The 15,011-nt window shown below is 64.2% G+C and carries 11 protein-coding genes and 1 pseudogene; 2 read left to right on the plus strand and 10 right to left on the minus strand.

Features of this window, described 5'->3' with window-relative positions; all coding sequences use genetic code 11:
• Positions 1-512: 512 nt before the first annotated feature.
• The 9 genes and pseudogenes from I6F35_RS38345 to cobS form a co-directional block, all read right to left on the minus strand.
• Positions 513-1,975, minus strand: a pseudogene (locus I6F35_RS38345) (MFS transporter); the annotation flags it as partial.
• A 392-nt stretch (positions 1,976-2,367) separates the two neighbouring features.
• Complete coding sequence (locus I6F35_RS38355) at positions 2,368-2,622, minus strand: hypothetical protein (RefSeq protein ID WP_225122778.1); 255 nt, start codon at positions 2,620-2,622, stop codon at positions 2,368-2,370.
• Between the two features lie 180 nt (positions 2,623-2,802).
• Positions 2,803-3,231, minus strand: coding sequence for a hypothetical protein (locus I6F35_RS38360; protein ID WP_225122779.1), 429 nt, complete (start codon positions 3,229-3,231; stop codon positions 2,803-2,805).
• 278 nt (positions 3,232-3,509) lie between these two features.
• Positions 3,510-4,610, minus strand: a complete 1,101-nt coding sequence (locus I6F35_RS38365; RefSeq protein ID WP_225122780.1) for an LLM class flavin-dependent oxidoreductase — start codon at positions 4,608-4,610, stop codon at positions 3,510-3,512.
• A gap of 152 nt (positions 4,611-4,762) precedes the next feature.
• Positions 4,763-5,875, minus strand: a complete 1,113-nt coding sequence (locus I6F35_RS38370) for an NADH:flavin oxidoreductase/NADH oxidase (protein WP_225122781.1) — start codon at positions 5,873-5,875, stop codon at positions 4,763-4,765.
• A 172-nt stretch (positions 5,876-6,047) separates the two neighbouring features.
• Positions 6,048-7,004 carry a tripartite tricarboxylate transporter substrate-binding protein gene (locus I6F35_RS38375; RefSeq protein ID WP_225122782.1) on the minus strand — a complete coding sequence of 319 codons (957 nt, stop codon included), beginning with the start codon at positions 7,002-7,004 and terminating at the stop codon, positions 6,048-6,050.
• Positions 7,005-7,088: 84 nt separating this feature from the next.
• Positions 7,089-8,162, minus strand: coding sequence for an esterase-like activity of phytase family protein (locus tag I6F35_RS38380; protein WP_225122783.1), 1,074 nt, complete (start codon positions 8,160-8,162; stop codon positions 7,089-7,091).
• A gap of 129 nt (positions 8,163-8,291) precedes the next feature.
• Positions 8,292-10,190, minus strand: coding sequence for a cobaltochelatase subunit CobT (gene cobT / locus I6F35_RS38385; protein WP_225122784.1), 1,899 nt, complete (start codon positions 10,188-10,190; stop codon positions 8,292-8,294).
• Positions 10,191-10,372: 182 nt separating this feature from the next.
• Positions 10,373-11,371 carry a cobaltochelatase subunit CobS gene (cobS, locus tag I6F35_RS38390; protein ID WP_225122785.1) on the minus strand — a complete coding sequence of 333 codons (999 nt, stop codon included), beginning with the start codon at positions 11,369-11,371 and terminating at the stop codon, positions 10,373-10,375.
• 295 nt (positions 11,372-11,666) lie between these two features.
• On the opposite strand from cobS, the gene I6F35_RS38395 reads away from it, so the two are divergent.
• The gene (locus I6F35_RS38395; protein WP_225122786.1) at positions 11,667-12,329 is read left to right on the plus strand and encodes a DedA family protein; all 663 of its coding nucleotides are present in this window, start codon (positions 11,667-11,669) and stop codon (positions 12,327-12,329) included.
• A gap of 90 nt (positions 12,330-12,419) precedes the next feature.
• Here the strand turns inward: I6F35_RS38395 and I6F35_RS38400 are convergent, their stop codons facing one another.
• Entirely contained in the window at positions 12,420-13,643 is a 1,224-nt protein-coding gene (locus tag I6F35_RS38400; protein WP_225122787.1) for a citrate synthase family protein, read from the minus strand.
• A gap of 73 nt (positions 13,644-13,716) precedes the next feature.
• Here I6F35_RS38400 and I6F35_RS38405 point away from each other — a divergent pair, with 73 nt between their 5' ends.
• A complete protein-coding gene (locus I6F35_RS38405) occupies positions 13,717-14,811 on the plus strand; it encodes a citrate synthase/methylcitrate synthase (RefSeq protein WP_225122788.1) in 1,095 nt (364 codons plus the stop codon).
• The last annotated feature ends 200 nt before the right edge of the window (positions 14,812-15,011 follow it).

A 15,011-nucleotide genomic window follows, 5' to 3' on the forward strand; every position in this document is an offset into this window, starting at 1 on the left:
ATAATCTTCGACCCGTGCAGGTAGAAGGCTGACCTGATCCCGGCTGACGCCGGTCTTGAACCTACGATTCGTCATACCGAATCGTACACTCGTTCCTACAAAAAGCTCAGATTCTTACCCAGTCTCGCAGCGCAATCCGGGATCTTTGGCCTCTACGCCACCTCCGCCATCGGCTCCGGCGGCGTCGGAGTCGGTGCGGCGAGTTCCCTTGCGAGCGCGGTCGCCGCGACATAGTCGGTCTTGCCGGAGCCGAGGAGCGGCACCTTGTCGAGGACGCGAATGTCGGCAGGCACCGCAAGTTCGGAGGCGCCGGTCGCCTTGGCCTGGCGCTGCAGGCCGGCCAGTCGGCATCGCGCTGCGTGGTCAGCAGCACGATGCGTTCGCCCTTGCGCGCATCGGGAATGGAGACCGCGACCGAGATCGCCTGCGGCCACAGCGCGGACGCCATCGCTTCCACCGCCGACAGCGACACCATCTCGCCCGCGATCTTCGCGAACCGCTTGGCGCGGCCCTTTTGCCCACCACGCCTTCGCGATCCCGGTATCGACCGCAAAGCTGGCATCGATCGGCAGCGTCGCGTGCAGCAGCGGACCATCGACCAGGCTGACATCGCTGGGCGCGATCAGCATGCGCGTGCCCGCCGGCGGCAGATTTTCGATGCCGCGAACCTCGACACGGAACATCGCACGGAACACCAGCGCACCGAAGTCGCGTGCGCCCTCCCTGCCCCATTTGTTGAGCACGAACCACACAGACCCGAAGCTTGCGACGGCCAGGCCGAAGAAGATCCAGGCGATCGAAAGCCCGGCATATTGCAGCAGCGAGACGAACAGCGAGCCCACCACCATGAAGCCGGCCTGCAGGATATTTCCGGCTGCGATGATCCGGGCGCGCTCCGACGGCGCCGTCCAGGCCTGCACCGCCGCGAACGATGGCACCACGAACAGGCCGCCGCCAATGGCGAACAGGAAGAAGCCGACGAGCATATGCAATCCGGCGAACGAGGTCGCGAACGCAGCCGCGGTCACGCCGCTGCCGGGGACCGTTGCGCCAATCGCTGCGGCGAGATCGAGGCCGACCACGCCCATAATGATGGCGCCGATCGGCACCAGTGCGAGATTGGGCCTGACATGGCTGAGCTGGGCCGCGATCAGCGAGCCGGTCGCGATGCCGATCGCGAAGGTCGCAAGGCACAGCGTGACGACGCCCTCTGTGCCTCCCACGCCTTCATTGATCAGCGCGGGCAGCAGCGACAGCACGATGGCGCCGGCGAGCCAGAACCAAGACACGATCACCATGCCGTCCCAGTGGCGTGGCTCGGCATAGAGCGACTTCAAGAGCCGCACCGTCGAGGTCCAGGGATTGGCGGTGATGGCGAGATCCGGCGCGGACGGCGCGGTGGCAGGAATGCGCGCGGCAAACGCCCAGGACGGAACGGACAGGCCGACCACGGCAAGCGAGATCCAGCCCATGTGGCTGGTGCCGGCGACGAACAGGCCGCCGGCGATGGTGCCGATCAGGATCGCCAGGAATGTTGCACCTTCGACCAGCGCGTTGCCGGTGGCGAGCTCGCCGACCGAAAGCTGGTCGGGCAGAACAGCATATTTCACCGGACCGAACAGCGCCGCGACCGTGCCGAACAGCGCCAACGCTACGAACAGAAGCGGCACCGAATGCAGGAAGAACCCGGCCGCCGCGAAACAGGCGGCAAAGATCTCGACGAATTTCAGCCGCCGCGCGACGACCGATTCACATACTTGTCCGCGAGCTCGCCACCGAGCGCCGACAAGACGAAGAAGGGAAAGATGAAGACGGCGCCTGCCAGCGTCACCAGCGATGCATTCTCGCCGGCGGCCGCGCCATAGAGCAGGACGATGACCAGCGCATTCTTCAGGACGTTGTCATTGAGCGCCGAAAAGAACTGCGCCCAGAACAGCGGCGCGAAGCGGCGGGACGACATCAACTGTTTGATCATAACCAGTTCCTTGGCAGTTCGGCCGAGAGGCCCTGGCCTTGCAAATTTGTCTTGGGGTATCGGGATCAGAATGAGTAACAAAGTGAGCAGCGATGCCGCAGCTATTAGAGCGTTTTCGAGCGAAGTGGACACCGGTTCGCGTGAAGAAAACGCGTCAAAACAAGAATCTAGAGCTTCGGTTCTGATTCAATCAGAACCGAAAATGCTCTAGTGTTCCAGCTTGCCTCGCGGTTCGACGCGACAAGGGGCGCTGGCTAACCATGCATGGCAGAGATGTACGACACCTTGTGCCCGGCTGCTGCGGACATAAGGGCCAGCCGCAATGCGGAGCATGGTGATTCCTTGGTTAGGGACCGGCTCCGCAATCGAGGCGAATTGTGCTGGTCCTCGGCTCAGGTGAGTTCGCTGAGCGAGCCGAACAGCCCACCCCCGCGGGGACGTTGCATTTGTCGCGCACGACGACGCACCTGGGCTGCGAGTCGGCGGCGCTTGAGCACGCCGGCAACATCACAGGCATTGGCAATACGATTGATCGGCGCGGCGACGCTGCGGGCGGCCGACCGGCCGACTCCCAGGATGAACTTCAGGACATCGTCGAGAAAGGCGGTGGTCAGTTGCCGGGTCAGTTGCAGGACGAGCGTTTCCATGTAAGCGGCCTCCAGATAACTTTGAGCAATGCTCACGTTTATAAACCAAATATGAGCAACGCTCAAGAAAATTCGCAGAGGACCCGAAAACCCGCATGACCGATCGACAGGTGATCGCCGATCCAGCAATTAAGCCATTGATATTATTTATAATTAATGCAGAAGCGCCAGGTCGGCAGCTTAACTGACCTGGCGCATGCGCGCGATTGTGCCGGCGACGATCTGCATGGCGACGCCGAACACCCATCCGATCATGATCGCAATGGTCCATGCGACATGCGGCTCGACACGAAGCACGATGACAAGGACCGAGACGAAGGCGACCAATGCGGCAAGAAACGTCCCGACCGCGCTCAGGAATTCCGCTGCATCAATATTTCCGCGCGAGGACTGATCGTTCGGCGCCTGGAACGGCAGTGGTGGCGTGTCGATCCCGAGATAGAAGCCGACCGCGCCGCAGATCATCATCAGCAGGAGAAATCCCTGCGACGTAAAGGCTGAAATGCTCGAGCCGACGAGCGCCGCGACGAACAGACCGCTCGCGGCTCCCGCCATGGCAAGGCCAAGGCGTTCGAAAACGTGGGCGAGTTTTCGTGCGCGGGACCGCATCGTGCCGATCCCCCATTGTGATGATCAGGCTACGCCTCTTTCGGATAGCGTGAAAGATACTGCTCGCATGTGGCGCTGCACATGTCAGCGGCCCCTGTTCACTGCAAATTGCGCTGATTACAGCGAATACTTACCGCGACTATCGATTTTTTGCAGCCTCGCAGGGCGCGGCGCCCACCATCAAGCATTTCGCTCGTGACGGTGGGCACGCTTGCGCTGTCACTTGTGGTGGGGTGCCATAGACGTAACCGCTTTGCCTACCCAACGCTCCGCTGTTGCTACGCGGCGCGGCCGAACTCAGTGCCGAGATGTTTCAGCCGCGGCAGCACTTCCTGCTTCAACAGCCGCAGCGAGTGATGCCAGGCTTCCGGCTTATGCTTGTAGTCGAAGCCGAACACGAGCAGCACGCCGAAGCCGCCGACCTCCTGATAGATCTTCTCGATCTTCTCGGTGACGGTCGCGGGCGAACCGACGATCCAGTTGTGACGGGCACAATATTCGACGTTGACGTCGCTGTCCGGCACGTCGGGCGTGGCTTTCAGATAGTCCTTGAAGCCGAAGTGACCGAGCAGCGGCAGGAAATACTCGCCCATCATCCGCCCCATCATGTCGCCAGTCGACAGACGCCAGGCTTCCTCGTCCGTGTCGGCGACAAAGACTTCACGCACCAATCGCCAGTCCTGCCGGCTCGGCTTGCGGCCGGTCTTCGCTGCGCCCGCCTCCACCGAATCCCAGTGACTGCCGACATAGGCCGGATTGAGGTTGAGGCTCATCGGGATGAAGCCGCGCTCGCCCGCGAGCTTCAGCGTGTCCGAATTCTTGGAAAGTCCGGCAACGCCGATCGGCGGATGTGGCGCCTGTTTCGGCTTGAGGTGGGGCTTGAGGAAATCGAACATCGTGTCCGGCTTCGTCACCGTCCAGTATTTGCCGTTGTATGTCCACGGGGCGTCATCGGTCCAAAGCTTCAGGATGATTTCGAGCGCTTCGCGCGTCATGTCGCGGTTCTGGCCGGACATGCCGTCGACATTGAACATCGCCCAGTCACTCGGCAGGCCACTCGCCGCGACGCCGAAATTGAGCCGGCCATCGGAGAGATGATCAAGCATCGCGACACGATTCGCGAGTTCAGCCGGATGATGATAGGGCAGCAGGAATCCGCCGGGGCCGATGCGGATGTTCTTGGTCTGCAGCAATGCCTGCGCGACCAACAGATCCGGAGACGGATGCGGCTCCCAGGGCGCGGTGTGATGTTCGCCGATCCACGCCTCCTGATAGCCGAGTTCATCCAGCCACCTGAGCACCTGCAGGTCCCAGTCGTGACCCTCCTTCAACCCGCACTCCGGCGGATGCGAGGGCATCGCGAAATATCCAAGTTCCATAGGCTTTCCTCTCGCTTGTTTCTGGTGCGACTTTGCTGTCACATCTCATGCACACAAGCGACAGTACCCATCCCGGTTACGGCGGAATAGTGGCTTTCGTCGTTGCAGAGCGGAATGGCCGCTTCACTTTCGCTCACAATGACGGTGACGATTTACCGCGTCCCGAACGTGGTCGCGCCAAACAGCGCTTTCTGCGTCGACGGTTGCGAACGCCAATATTGTGGTGGTGCTTGGACCTGCCCGCCGAGTTCAGCGGCGGCGTGCCAGCCCCAGCGCGGATCGTAGAGCATGCCGCGGGCCAGCGCGATCATATCAGCTTTGCCGGAAGCGACGATCTCTTCGGCCTGCTTCGCTTCCGTAATCAACCCGACTGCCATGGTGGTCACGCCGGTTGCTTCCTTCACGGCCTGCGCCAGCGGCACCTGATAACCCGGACCCAACGCAATCTTTTGCAGCGGCGAAACGCCGCCGGAGGAAACGTCGATCCAGTCGACCCCGCGCTTCTTCAATTCCTTGGCGAATTCGATCGTCTGCGCGATGTCCCAGCCGCCATCGACCCAGTCGGTCGCCGACACCCTGACGCCGACAGGCTTGCGGTCCGGAAACGCGGCACGCACGGCATCGAATACCTCAAGCGGGAAGCGCATGCGGTTTTCGAGGGAGCCGCCATACTGGTCCGTGCGCTTGTTCGATATCGGCGAAAGAAACTGATGCATCAAATAGCCGTGCGCGCCATGCAGTTCGATCGCGTCGATGCCGAGCCGGTCGGCGCGCTTGGCTGCTGTCACGAAAGCATCGCGGATGCGCTTCAGCCCTGCTTCGTCCAGCGCCAGCGGTGCTGCCTCGCCGTCTTTGTGCGGCACGGCCGACGGCGCCACGGTTTGCCAGCCGCCTTCGGACGGCGGGATCAACTGCCCGCCGTCCCAGGGGCGGTGGCTCGATCCCTTGCGGCCGGCATGCGCGAGTTGCATCGCGACCGCTGCTTTCGAATGTTTGCGAACCGAGGCCAGGATCGGCTTCAACGCGGCTTCAGTGGCGTCGTTGTAAAGACCAAGACAGCCGGGCGTGATGCGCCCAATCGCCTCCACATGCGTCGCCTCGATGCAGAACATCGCCGCGCCCGACAGCGCCAGCATGTTGATATGCGTGAAATGCCAGTCATTGGCCTCACCGTTCTCTGCCGAATATTGGCACATCGGCGACACCATGATGCGGTTGGGTAATTTCAGGCCGCGCAGCTCGATCGGGGAAAACAGGGCGCTCATGCGGGAGATCCGGATAGGAGGGATGTTACCCTCCTATCTAGCGATGCCCCGGCCGTGCCTCAACCCATCGGCTAGAGCGGGACGACTTGTCTTCGAATCGTCATCCCGCTCTAGGTATTTGTTTGAGCATGATCTTTTCGGAAAGCCGGTTTCCACGTTTCCGGATCATAATCTATTGGTTGATCCCGGCCGCCTTGATCAACTGCTGGCTGGCGGCGGTCTCGCTCTTGATGAAATCGTCCATCTGGGCCGGGGTCATCGGCATCGGCTCGACACCGAGCTTCTTGAGGCTTGCCTGCGTCGCCGGATCGTTCAGCACTTTCATACCCACCGCATGAAATTTCTCGACGATGTCGCGCGGCGTTTTCGCCGGCACGAAGATGCCGAACCAGCTCACGCTGTCGGCACCGGTCAAGCCGATCTCGACCGGCGTCGGCACATCGGGCAAATCCGCGACCCGCTTCGGTGTCGACACCAATAACGCCTTGACCTGGCCGTCGCGGATCAGCGGCAGTGCGGTCGCGAGCGGGCAGAAATAGAGATCGATACGCCCGCCCAGGATATCGGCGATCACTTCGGGACCGCCGCGATAGGGCACGTGGGTGGCTTCGATGCCGGCGGCGAGGCGGAATTTCTCCGCACTGATATGTACGGCGCTGCCGACGCCGACCGAACCGAAGGAGATCGAGCCCGGCTTTGCCTTGGCGTCGGCAATGAAATCCTGGATGGTTTTCCAGGGCCGCTCCTTCGGCACGATCATGACATTGGCGCTGGAGCCGATCATCAGCACCGATGAGAGGTCTTTGGTCGCGTCGAATGGAAGGTTCGGGAAGATCGCCGGCGCAATCGTCAGCGCCGAGGAATGCGCGAGCACATTGTAGCCGTCAGGCTCCGCCTTGGCGACGAGGCCGGTGCCGAGCGTGCCGCCGGCGCCGGCGCGATTCTCGATCACGATGGGCTGGCCGAGCTCGGCCGAGAGCCGATCGAACACCAGGCGCGGCACCACGTCGGTGGCGCTGCCGGCGCCGAACGGGATCGTGGCCCTGATCAGACGCGAGGGCCAAGTCTCCGCCTGTGCAACGGAGGCAAACAAACTCGCGGCGATGAGGATGGGGAACAATCTGCGCATCATGGCTCTCGGTTTCGATGGATGGCCTAGCGTTGCAAGAACCGTTCCGGCAGCCGCCGTTTGGCCAACCCCGAGAGCAACCCTCTATTCCACCAGCGTGAACTGCAGCAGCAGCGTGCGCTGGATCAGCGAGAAATTGTCGTCGGAGACCATGGTGATCACGGTGTCGCCTTCAGGTGTGGTGTGGGCGTCGATGCCTTCCATGTTGTCGATCTCGTTGCCGAGATCGGCGTTGAAGACCGAAGGACCATCGAGCACGGCGCCCGGCATCACGGACGTAATCGCGACACGCCGGATGCGGATGCCGACACCGCCGACCCAGGAGAATTTGCGTTCGAGCAGCAGCAGGTCGCCGGACTCCAGCAGCACCGCGTCGCTGATGTCGAAATTGTCGGTGCGGCGGACGGAAAACTGTCCCGGCGTCTTGCCGCCGACCAGGAAGCCGACGATATTGCCCTGCGCATCGAGGCCGCGCTCGGAGATCGCGATCAGCGTGCCCGCCAGCGGCAGGCCCTTCGGCACCATCACCAGCGCCTCTAATCCCTTGTTGTTGGGGAGGCGTTTCACGGCCGGCGGCAGCGGCACCACTTCGCCGCGCGCTTGCGTGAATCCCTTGGCGAAATCGAAGCGCAGCACCTGGTTGACGCGCTCGAGCCCGACATAGACCAATGAGCCGTCGAGCGCCATCGATTCAGAATCGTACCAGCCGCGCGCCGTGATCGGCCTGCCGTCCGGGCCGAGCAGCGGCGCCGCCTCGACATCGGCAAGCCCCGTCATCTCGCGCCCCTGATAGACGATGCGGCCGGTGAACCAACTGCCGTGATCGCTGACGGCGATGAAGCGCTCGCCCTTGGCGTCAAGCCGCAACGCTGACAGGCCGCCGAAGCCGCGAAAGCGAGAGGTCAGCACCAGGCCGCTGCGAAATTCCAGCGCGCCGAACCGGACATGCGAACGATCGCGGGTATCGAAGGAAGGCAGCGGCCGCGCATTGACGTCGATCGAGACCGGCGCCGCCACCGTGGACTCGCTCGGCAGGATCGGCTTGGTCGGCGGTTCGAGAACGGTCTGCGCTGGCGCCAAGCATGGCAGCGCCGCGGCCGCAAGCCCCGCCGCGGCAGAGCCCAGGAAGCGGCGGCGGGAAAGATCTCCGTCCCTCATGGTGAGGAGGCGCAATCGCGCCGTCTCGAACCATGAGGCCCGGCTGCTTCCTCCTCGTCCGAGGCGCAACAGCGACGCTGCTCCTCGAGATGAAGCGATGCGTTGGCGCGATGCGTCATTTCATGATGTTCAGGAATGCAGCCGCCTGGGCCGGCGGTCAGCGGCGGGAAGCGGGCCGTGAGTCTCGCTGAAGAGCTCTGCGAGCTTCTCGGTGATCGCGCCGCCGAGCTCTTCGGCATCGACGATGGTGACGGCGCGGCGATAGTAGCGCGTGACGTCGTGGCCGATGCCGATCGCGATCAATTCGACCGGCGAGCGAGTCTCGATCTCCTCGATGATGTGGCGCAGATGCCGTTCGAGGTAGTTGCCTGGATTGACCGACAGCGTGGAATCGTCGACCGGCGCGCCGTCGGAGATCATCATCAGGATCTTGCGCTGCTCGGAACGCGCCAGGAGGCGCTTGTGCGCCCAGTCCAGCGCTTCGCCGTCGATGTTCTCCTTGAGGAGGCCCTCGCGCATCATCAGGCCGAGATTCTTCCGCGCGCGCCGCCATGGCGCATCGGCTGACTTGTAGATGATGTGGCGGAGATCGTTGAGCCGGCCGGGATTCGGCGGCTTGCCGGCGGCGAGCCAGGCTTCCCGCGACTGCCCGCCCTTCCAGGCGCGCGTCGTGAAGCCGAGGATCTCGACCTTGACGCCGCAGCGCTCCAGCGTGCGGGCCAGGATGTCGGCGCAGGTTGCGGCGACCGTAATCGGACGACCGCGCATCGAGCCGGAATTGTCGAGCAGCAGCGTCACCACCGTGTCGCGGAACGTCGCTTCCTTCTCGTGCATGAACGACAGCGGGTGGTAGGGATCGGTGACGACGCGCGACAGGCGCGCGGGATCGAGAATCCCCTCTTCGAGATCGAATTCCCAGGCCCGGTTCTGCTGCGCCATCAGGCGGCGCTGCAGCCGATTGGCGAGCCGCGCGACGATGCCCTGCAGATGCGCGAGCTGCTTGTCGAGATAGGAGCGCAGACGTTCCAGCTCGTCATGATCGCAGAGGTCTTCGGCGGCGACGATCTCGTCGAATTTCGGCGCAAAAGCGTGATATTCGGGACCGCGAGGCTCGTTGCTGCCGCGCGTATTCGGCCGCGTCGCCTCGCCCGGCGTTTCATCGTCGCCGAGCTCGCCATCGTCGAAAGTGTCGCTGGTGGACGCCTGCGCGCTTTCCATCGCGCTCTCGGACATCTCTTCGGACGTGGTCTGCGCCTGGTCGGCGCTCATCTCCTGCGCGGCGTCGGAGTCGGGCGAACCCTCGGCGCCGGACTGATCGCTCTCGCCATCCGGATTTTCATCCTGGTTGTCGTCCTCGTCGGTATCCATGTCGCGCTCGTCGCCGAGGTCGAGCGCCGACAGCAGATCATGCACGAGGTCGCCGAACCTCGCCTGGTCCTCGGTGAAGCGCGCCAGCTGATCGAGCCGCGTGCCGATCTTGTCTTCCAGGAGCGGGCGCCACAGGTCGACCATCTTGCGCGCCGCCTGAGGCGGCGCCATCCCGGTCAGCCGCTCGCGCACCAGCATCGCCAGCGCATCCGAAAGCGGCGCATCGGCGCGGTCGGTGATCTCGTCATACTTGCCGCGGTGAAAATGGTCGTCGAGCATCGCGGTGAGGTTCTTCGCGACGCCTGCCATCCGCCGCGAGCCGATCGCCTCGACGCGCGCCTGCTCGACCGCCTCGAACACGCCGCGCGCCTGCGGATTGCCCGGGATCAGCTTGCGATGCACCTTGGGATCGTGACAGGCGAGCTTCAACGCGATCGAGTCCGCGTGGCCGCGCACGATTGCGGCATCGCGCTTGGTCAGTTTGCGTGCGGGCTCCGGCAGGCGCGCCTTGCCGGGCGCAAGCCCCGGGCGCTCGGCGGCGAAGGACACTTCGAGCTCCGGCGCCTTCGCAATCGCCTTCAGGCACGACGTCACCGCGCGCTTGAACGGCTCGGTCGGCGCTTCCTTCGTATTGCGGAATTTGGAGTTCGACGTGGTCATTGTCTATCTCACCGTCGTCCCCGCGAAAGCGGGGACCCATAACCACAGGAAAAAATTGTTGAGCGCGTAAGCGGCCCAGATCTTCGCAATAACCACGCCCTGTGGTTATCGCGACGAGCGCAAGCGCTCGCTCGGGGGGTCCCGGATCGCGCTTCGCTTGTCCGGGCCGACATCGATCGTTCTTAGCTCAGCGCCACGTTGACAGCGGATTCCGGCAGCTCCGCATTGAAGCAGCGCTGATAGAACTCGGCCACCAGCGGCCGCTCGAGCTCGTCGCACTTGTTGAGGAAGGTGACGCGGAAGGCGAAGCCGATATCGCCGAAGATCTCGGAGTTTTCCGCCCAGGTGATCACCGTGCGCGGGCTCATCACCGTCGACAGGTCGCCATTGGCGAAGGCGTTGCGGGTGAGATCGGCGAGCCGTACCATCTTGTTGACGGTGTCGCGGCCTTCCTGGCTGCGGTAGTGCTTCGCCTTGGCGAGCACGATCTCAACTTCCTCATCATGGGCGAGGTAGTTCAGCGTGGTGACGATCGACCAGCGGTCCATCTGGCCCTGGTTGATCTGCTGGGTGCCGTGATAGAGCCCCGAGGTGTCGCCAAGGCCGATCGTGTTGGCGGTGGCGAACAGGCGGAACGCCGGATGCGGCTTGATCACCTTGTTCTGGTCGAGCAGCGTCAGCCGGCCGGACACTTCCAGCACGCGCTGGATCACGAACATCACGTCGGGCCGGCCGGCGTCATACTCGTCGAACACCAGCGCGACGTTGTGCTGCAGCGCCCAAGGCAGGATGCCGTCGCGGAATTCGGTGACCTGCTTGCCGTCGCGGACCACGATAGAGTCCTTGCCGACCAGGTCGATACGGCTGATATGGCTGTCGAGGTTGACGCGCACGCAGGGCCAGTTGAGCCGCGCGGCGACCTGCTCGATATGGGTCGACTTGCCGGTGCCGTGATAGCCGGTGACCATCACCCGGCGGTTCCTGGCGAAGCCGGCAAGGATCGCGAGCGTGGTGGCGCGGTCGAAACGGTAGTCCGCATCGACCTCCGGCACGTGCGGGTCGACTTCCGCATAGGCCGGCACCTCAAGGTCGCTATCGATGCCGAACACCTGCCGGACCGATACTTTCATGTCGGGCAAGCCGACGGTGTCTTCCAATGTGGTCTGGGCGGCGGTCGTCATTCGTCCTCCGAGGTCCCGGGAATCCCGAAACCAGATTGCTTGTTTGGCTGCGGATTGGGTGCTGTGCACAAGCCTAGCAGAGTGCAACCGCCGGCAGAAGCCCGCGGCGCGATCAAAGTTCCGTTGTTCTTTCATAAAGATAGGTGCTGGGCGCGGTTTTTGGAGGGCTGCTCTGCGAATCACGCCGCAGTTTTGCCGCGAGGGCCAAAACCGCCTTCGCGGGCCAACCCTTTCCAAGCTCCGGACAAATGGTTAGCTCTCAAGGTCCGGCAAGAGCGCGAGCATCGGGAATTTTGTGACCTCCTTCCTCGACCCCCTGATCAGCTTCGTTTCGGCCCATGCGTGGCTTGCCTATCTGACGCTGTTCCTGGCCGCCTTTCTGGAGGCCGTTCCCGTGGCAGGCTCGATCGTGCCCGGCTCGACCATCATCCTGGCCATGGGTGCGCTGATCCCCGGCGGCGAACTGAAACTCTGGCCGGTGCTGGCGGCCACCGCCGCGGGCGCCCTGCTCGGCGACGGCTCCGCCTACTGGATCGGCCACCGCAGCCAGCGCAAGATCCTGGCTGCATGGCCGCTGTCCAACTATCCGCGCCTGATCGAGCAGAGCGAGGCGTTCTTCCATCGTTGGGGCACGCTCGCGGTGTTCTTTGCGCGCTTCGTGCCGCCATTCCGCGCCTTCGTGCCGCTCACCGCCGGCGCGCTGGATATGTCGCCGGTGCGCTTCTACAGCGTGGATATTCCTGCGGTCCTGCTCTGGGCGCCGGTGCATGTGCTGCCGGGCGTGCTGGCGATCTCGGCGCTGCATGAGTATGCAGGGCTGCCGTATCACCATCATGTCGGCAAGCACATCTGGATCCTGGCGGTGATCGGCGGCGCCTTGATCCTGGCGCTGGCGCTCTGGATCATCCGCCGGCGCAGAGGCTCCACGATCGAACCCGCGGCAAAGCCTCGCCCGTAGCCCGGGTGAAGCGAAGCGCGACCCGGGACCTCTATATCAATGGTCACCAGCGGTCCCAGGTTACGCTGGCGCTTCACCCGGGCTACAGACCTAAATGGTCTTGGCAGCAGCGCTGCGTCCGGGCGCCGGCCCGACATATCGCGCGCGCGGACGGATCAGCCGGCCGTGCTGCAGCTGCTCGCTGGCATGCGCGATCCAGCCGACGCTGCGCGCCATTGCGAACAGCGCGAGTTCACTGCCGAGCGGAAGCCGCAGGCTGTGCACCAGCACCGCCAGCGCATAGTCGATATTGACGAACTCGCCGGTCGCCTCCGCAATCCGTTCCGGAACCTCCCTGGTGAATTTGCGCGCGGCGCCAGCGCGCGCCAGCGCATCGAGCAGCGATTGCGCGCGGGGATCGCCGCGCCGGTAAACGCCGTGGCCAAACCCGGCGAAGCGCTCGCCAAGTGCGACGCGCTCCCGGATCACGGGCTCGACATCCTGGTCGACCAGCGTCTTCACCAGCCGCGACGCCAGCACGCCGGCGCCGCCGTGCTTCGGGCCCTTCAGCGCGGCGAGGCCGGCGATCACGGCATCATAGAGATTGAGCCCGGTCGAGGCGGCGCAGCGCGCGGTGAAGGTCGAGGCGTTCAATTCGTGATCGGCGAGCAGCACCAGGGTGCGGCGGATCAGGTCGGCGGCATGCTTGTTGTCGGGTGTCCAGGCATCGGCGATCTGCGCATGCAGCGGTTCGGACGACGGCTCGCGGTTCAGCATGGTCGCCACCAGCAGCCGCACGATGCGCGCGCCGACCATGGCACGACCATCGGGCGCGCGGGTGAAGGCGCGGGGATCGGCGCTTGCGGCAAGCGCCAGCACGGCGATCGCACGGTCGATCGGCGCGGCACGCTGCGCGGCCTCCGCGATGGTCCGCATCTCCGCAGAGACGAGCGGGCGGTTGTCCGGCGCAAAGGGATCGACGCCTGTCACGTCCCACAGCAGCGTCGCCGTGTGTTCGAGCGTGTCTTTCCCGGCAAGATCGACGCAGTTCACGCCACGGTAGATCGGCCCGTCCTCGGTGATGGTCGCGATCGCCGAATCCATCACTGGCAGTTCGGCATCGAAGCTGCGCAAGCCGCGCGGCTCCGGCGACGGCGTGCGACGCTCCTTCAACCCGCGCACATCCTCGGCGCGGTAGCGGTGGCTGCGGGAATCCGCCGATGGCTCGGAGCGGATCAGGCCGCGGCTGACATAGGCGTAGAGCGTGGCCGGCGAAATCGCGAGCTCGGCGGCCGCCTCACGCGCGGAGAGGTAAAGGCCATCGGATTTTTTCATATTGATTAAGCTAATCAAGATTGATCAATCTGTCGAGAGGATCGACTTTCCCAGACACGAAAGGAGATCCGCCATGAATGTCCAACTGACAAAAAGCCCGATCGGGCTGGACGGCATTCCCGCCGCCGAAACCGTGCTCAGCCATGTCGATGGCGAGCGCGGCGAACTCATCATCGCCGGCGAGCATGTCCGCGTGCTTGCATCGACGTCGAGCTTTGAGGGTGTCACCGCGCGACTGTGGAACGCGGCGACCGGAGGCGCCCTCAGCGAAGCCAATGTGCGCGCCAAGCTTGGTGCGGCGCGCGAGCGCGCCTTCGCGCGACTGCCGGAATTGCTGCCGGCGACCCGTGGCATGTCGATCGTGGACGGCTTCCGCGCCGCGGTTGCCGGTCTCCGCGCCGAGAACGGGCTCGAACATGAGGTGACGATCGTCGGCGCCTTCCCAGTGATCGCGGGCGCGCTGGTGCAGCGGGCCAAGGGCAACGATCCGGTCGCGCCCGATCCGAATGTCAGCCACGCCGCCGATACGCTGACAATGCTGCTGGGCGGCAAGCCCGACCCACGCGCGGTCGTGGCGCTGGATGCCTATCTCGTCACGGTCTGCGATCACGGCATGAACGCTTCCACCTTCGCAACGCGCGTGGTGGCCTCGACGCAAGCCGACCTGTTCGCTGCCGTCACCGCCGGCTATTGCGCGCTCACCGGGCCGCTGCATGGCGGCGCGCCGGAACCGGTGCTGGAGATGTTGGACGCGATCGGCACGCGCGAACGCATCAGGCCCTGGGTCGATGCGGCGCTGGCGCGCGGCGAACGGCTGATGGGATTCGGCCATCGCGTCTATCGGGTGCGCGATCCGCGCGCCGATGTGCTGAAGGGTGCCATCGAGCGGCTCGCCGCCGAGGGCGCCGACCTGCCGTTCGCCGGCGAGGTGGAGGCTTACATCCGCGAGGCGCTGCGGCGGAAGAATCCGAACCGGCCGCTGGAGACCAATGTCGAGTTCTTCACCGCGATTCTGCTGGACGCGCTTTCGATCCCGCGGCAGGCATTCACGCCGATCTTCGCGGTGGCGCGCTCGGCCGGATGGACCGCCCACGCGCGCGAACAGCAGCGCACCGGCCGGCTGATCCGGCCAAGTTCATCCTATGTAGGGCCAATGCCGAAAGTGTGAAGCGTAGCCCGGATGGAGCGAAGCGTGAGCCGGGATCAACGGTTCCGCGCACGAGAGATCCCGGATTGCGCAACGAGACTGGGCAAGAATAGTTTTGAGCGTCCGGCTAGGCTGGCGCGCTCAATTCCGGACAGATCCTAGCTTTTGGGCAGAAGATCAGGGTGTGGAAGCCGGCTATGGCCGCTGACGCAATGTTGAGC

The sequence above is a fragment of the Bradyrhizobium sp. BRP22 genome, assembly GCF_020194175.1.
In the GTDB taxonomy this organism is placed as follows: Bacteria; Pseudomonadota; Alphaproteobacteria; order Rhizobiales; family Xanthobacteraceae; genus Bradyrhizobium.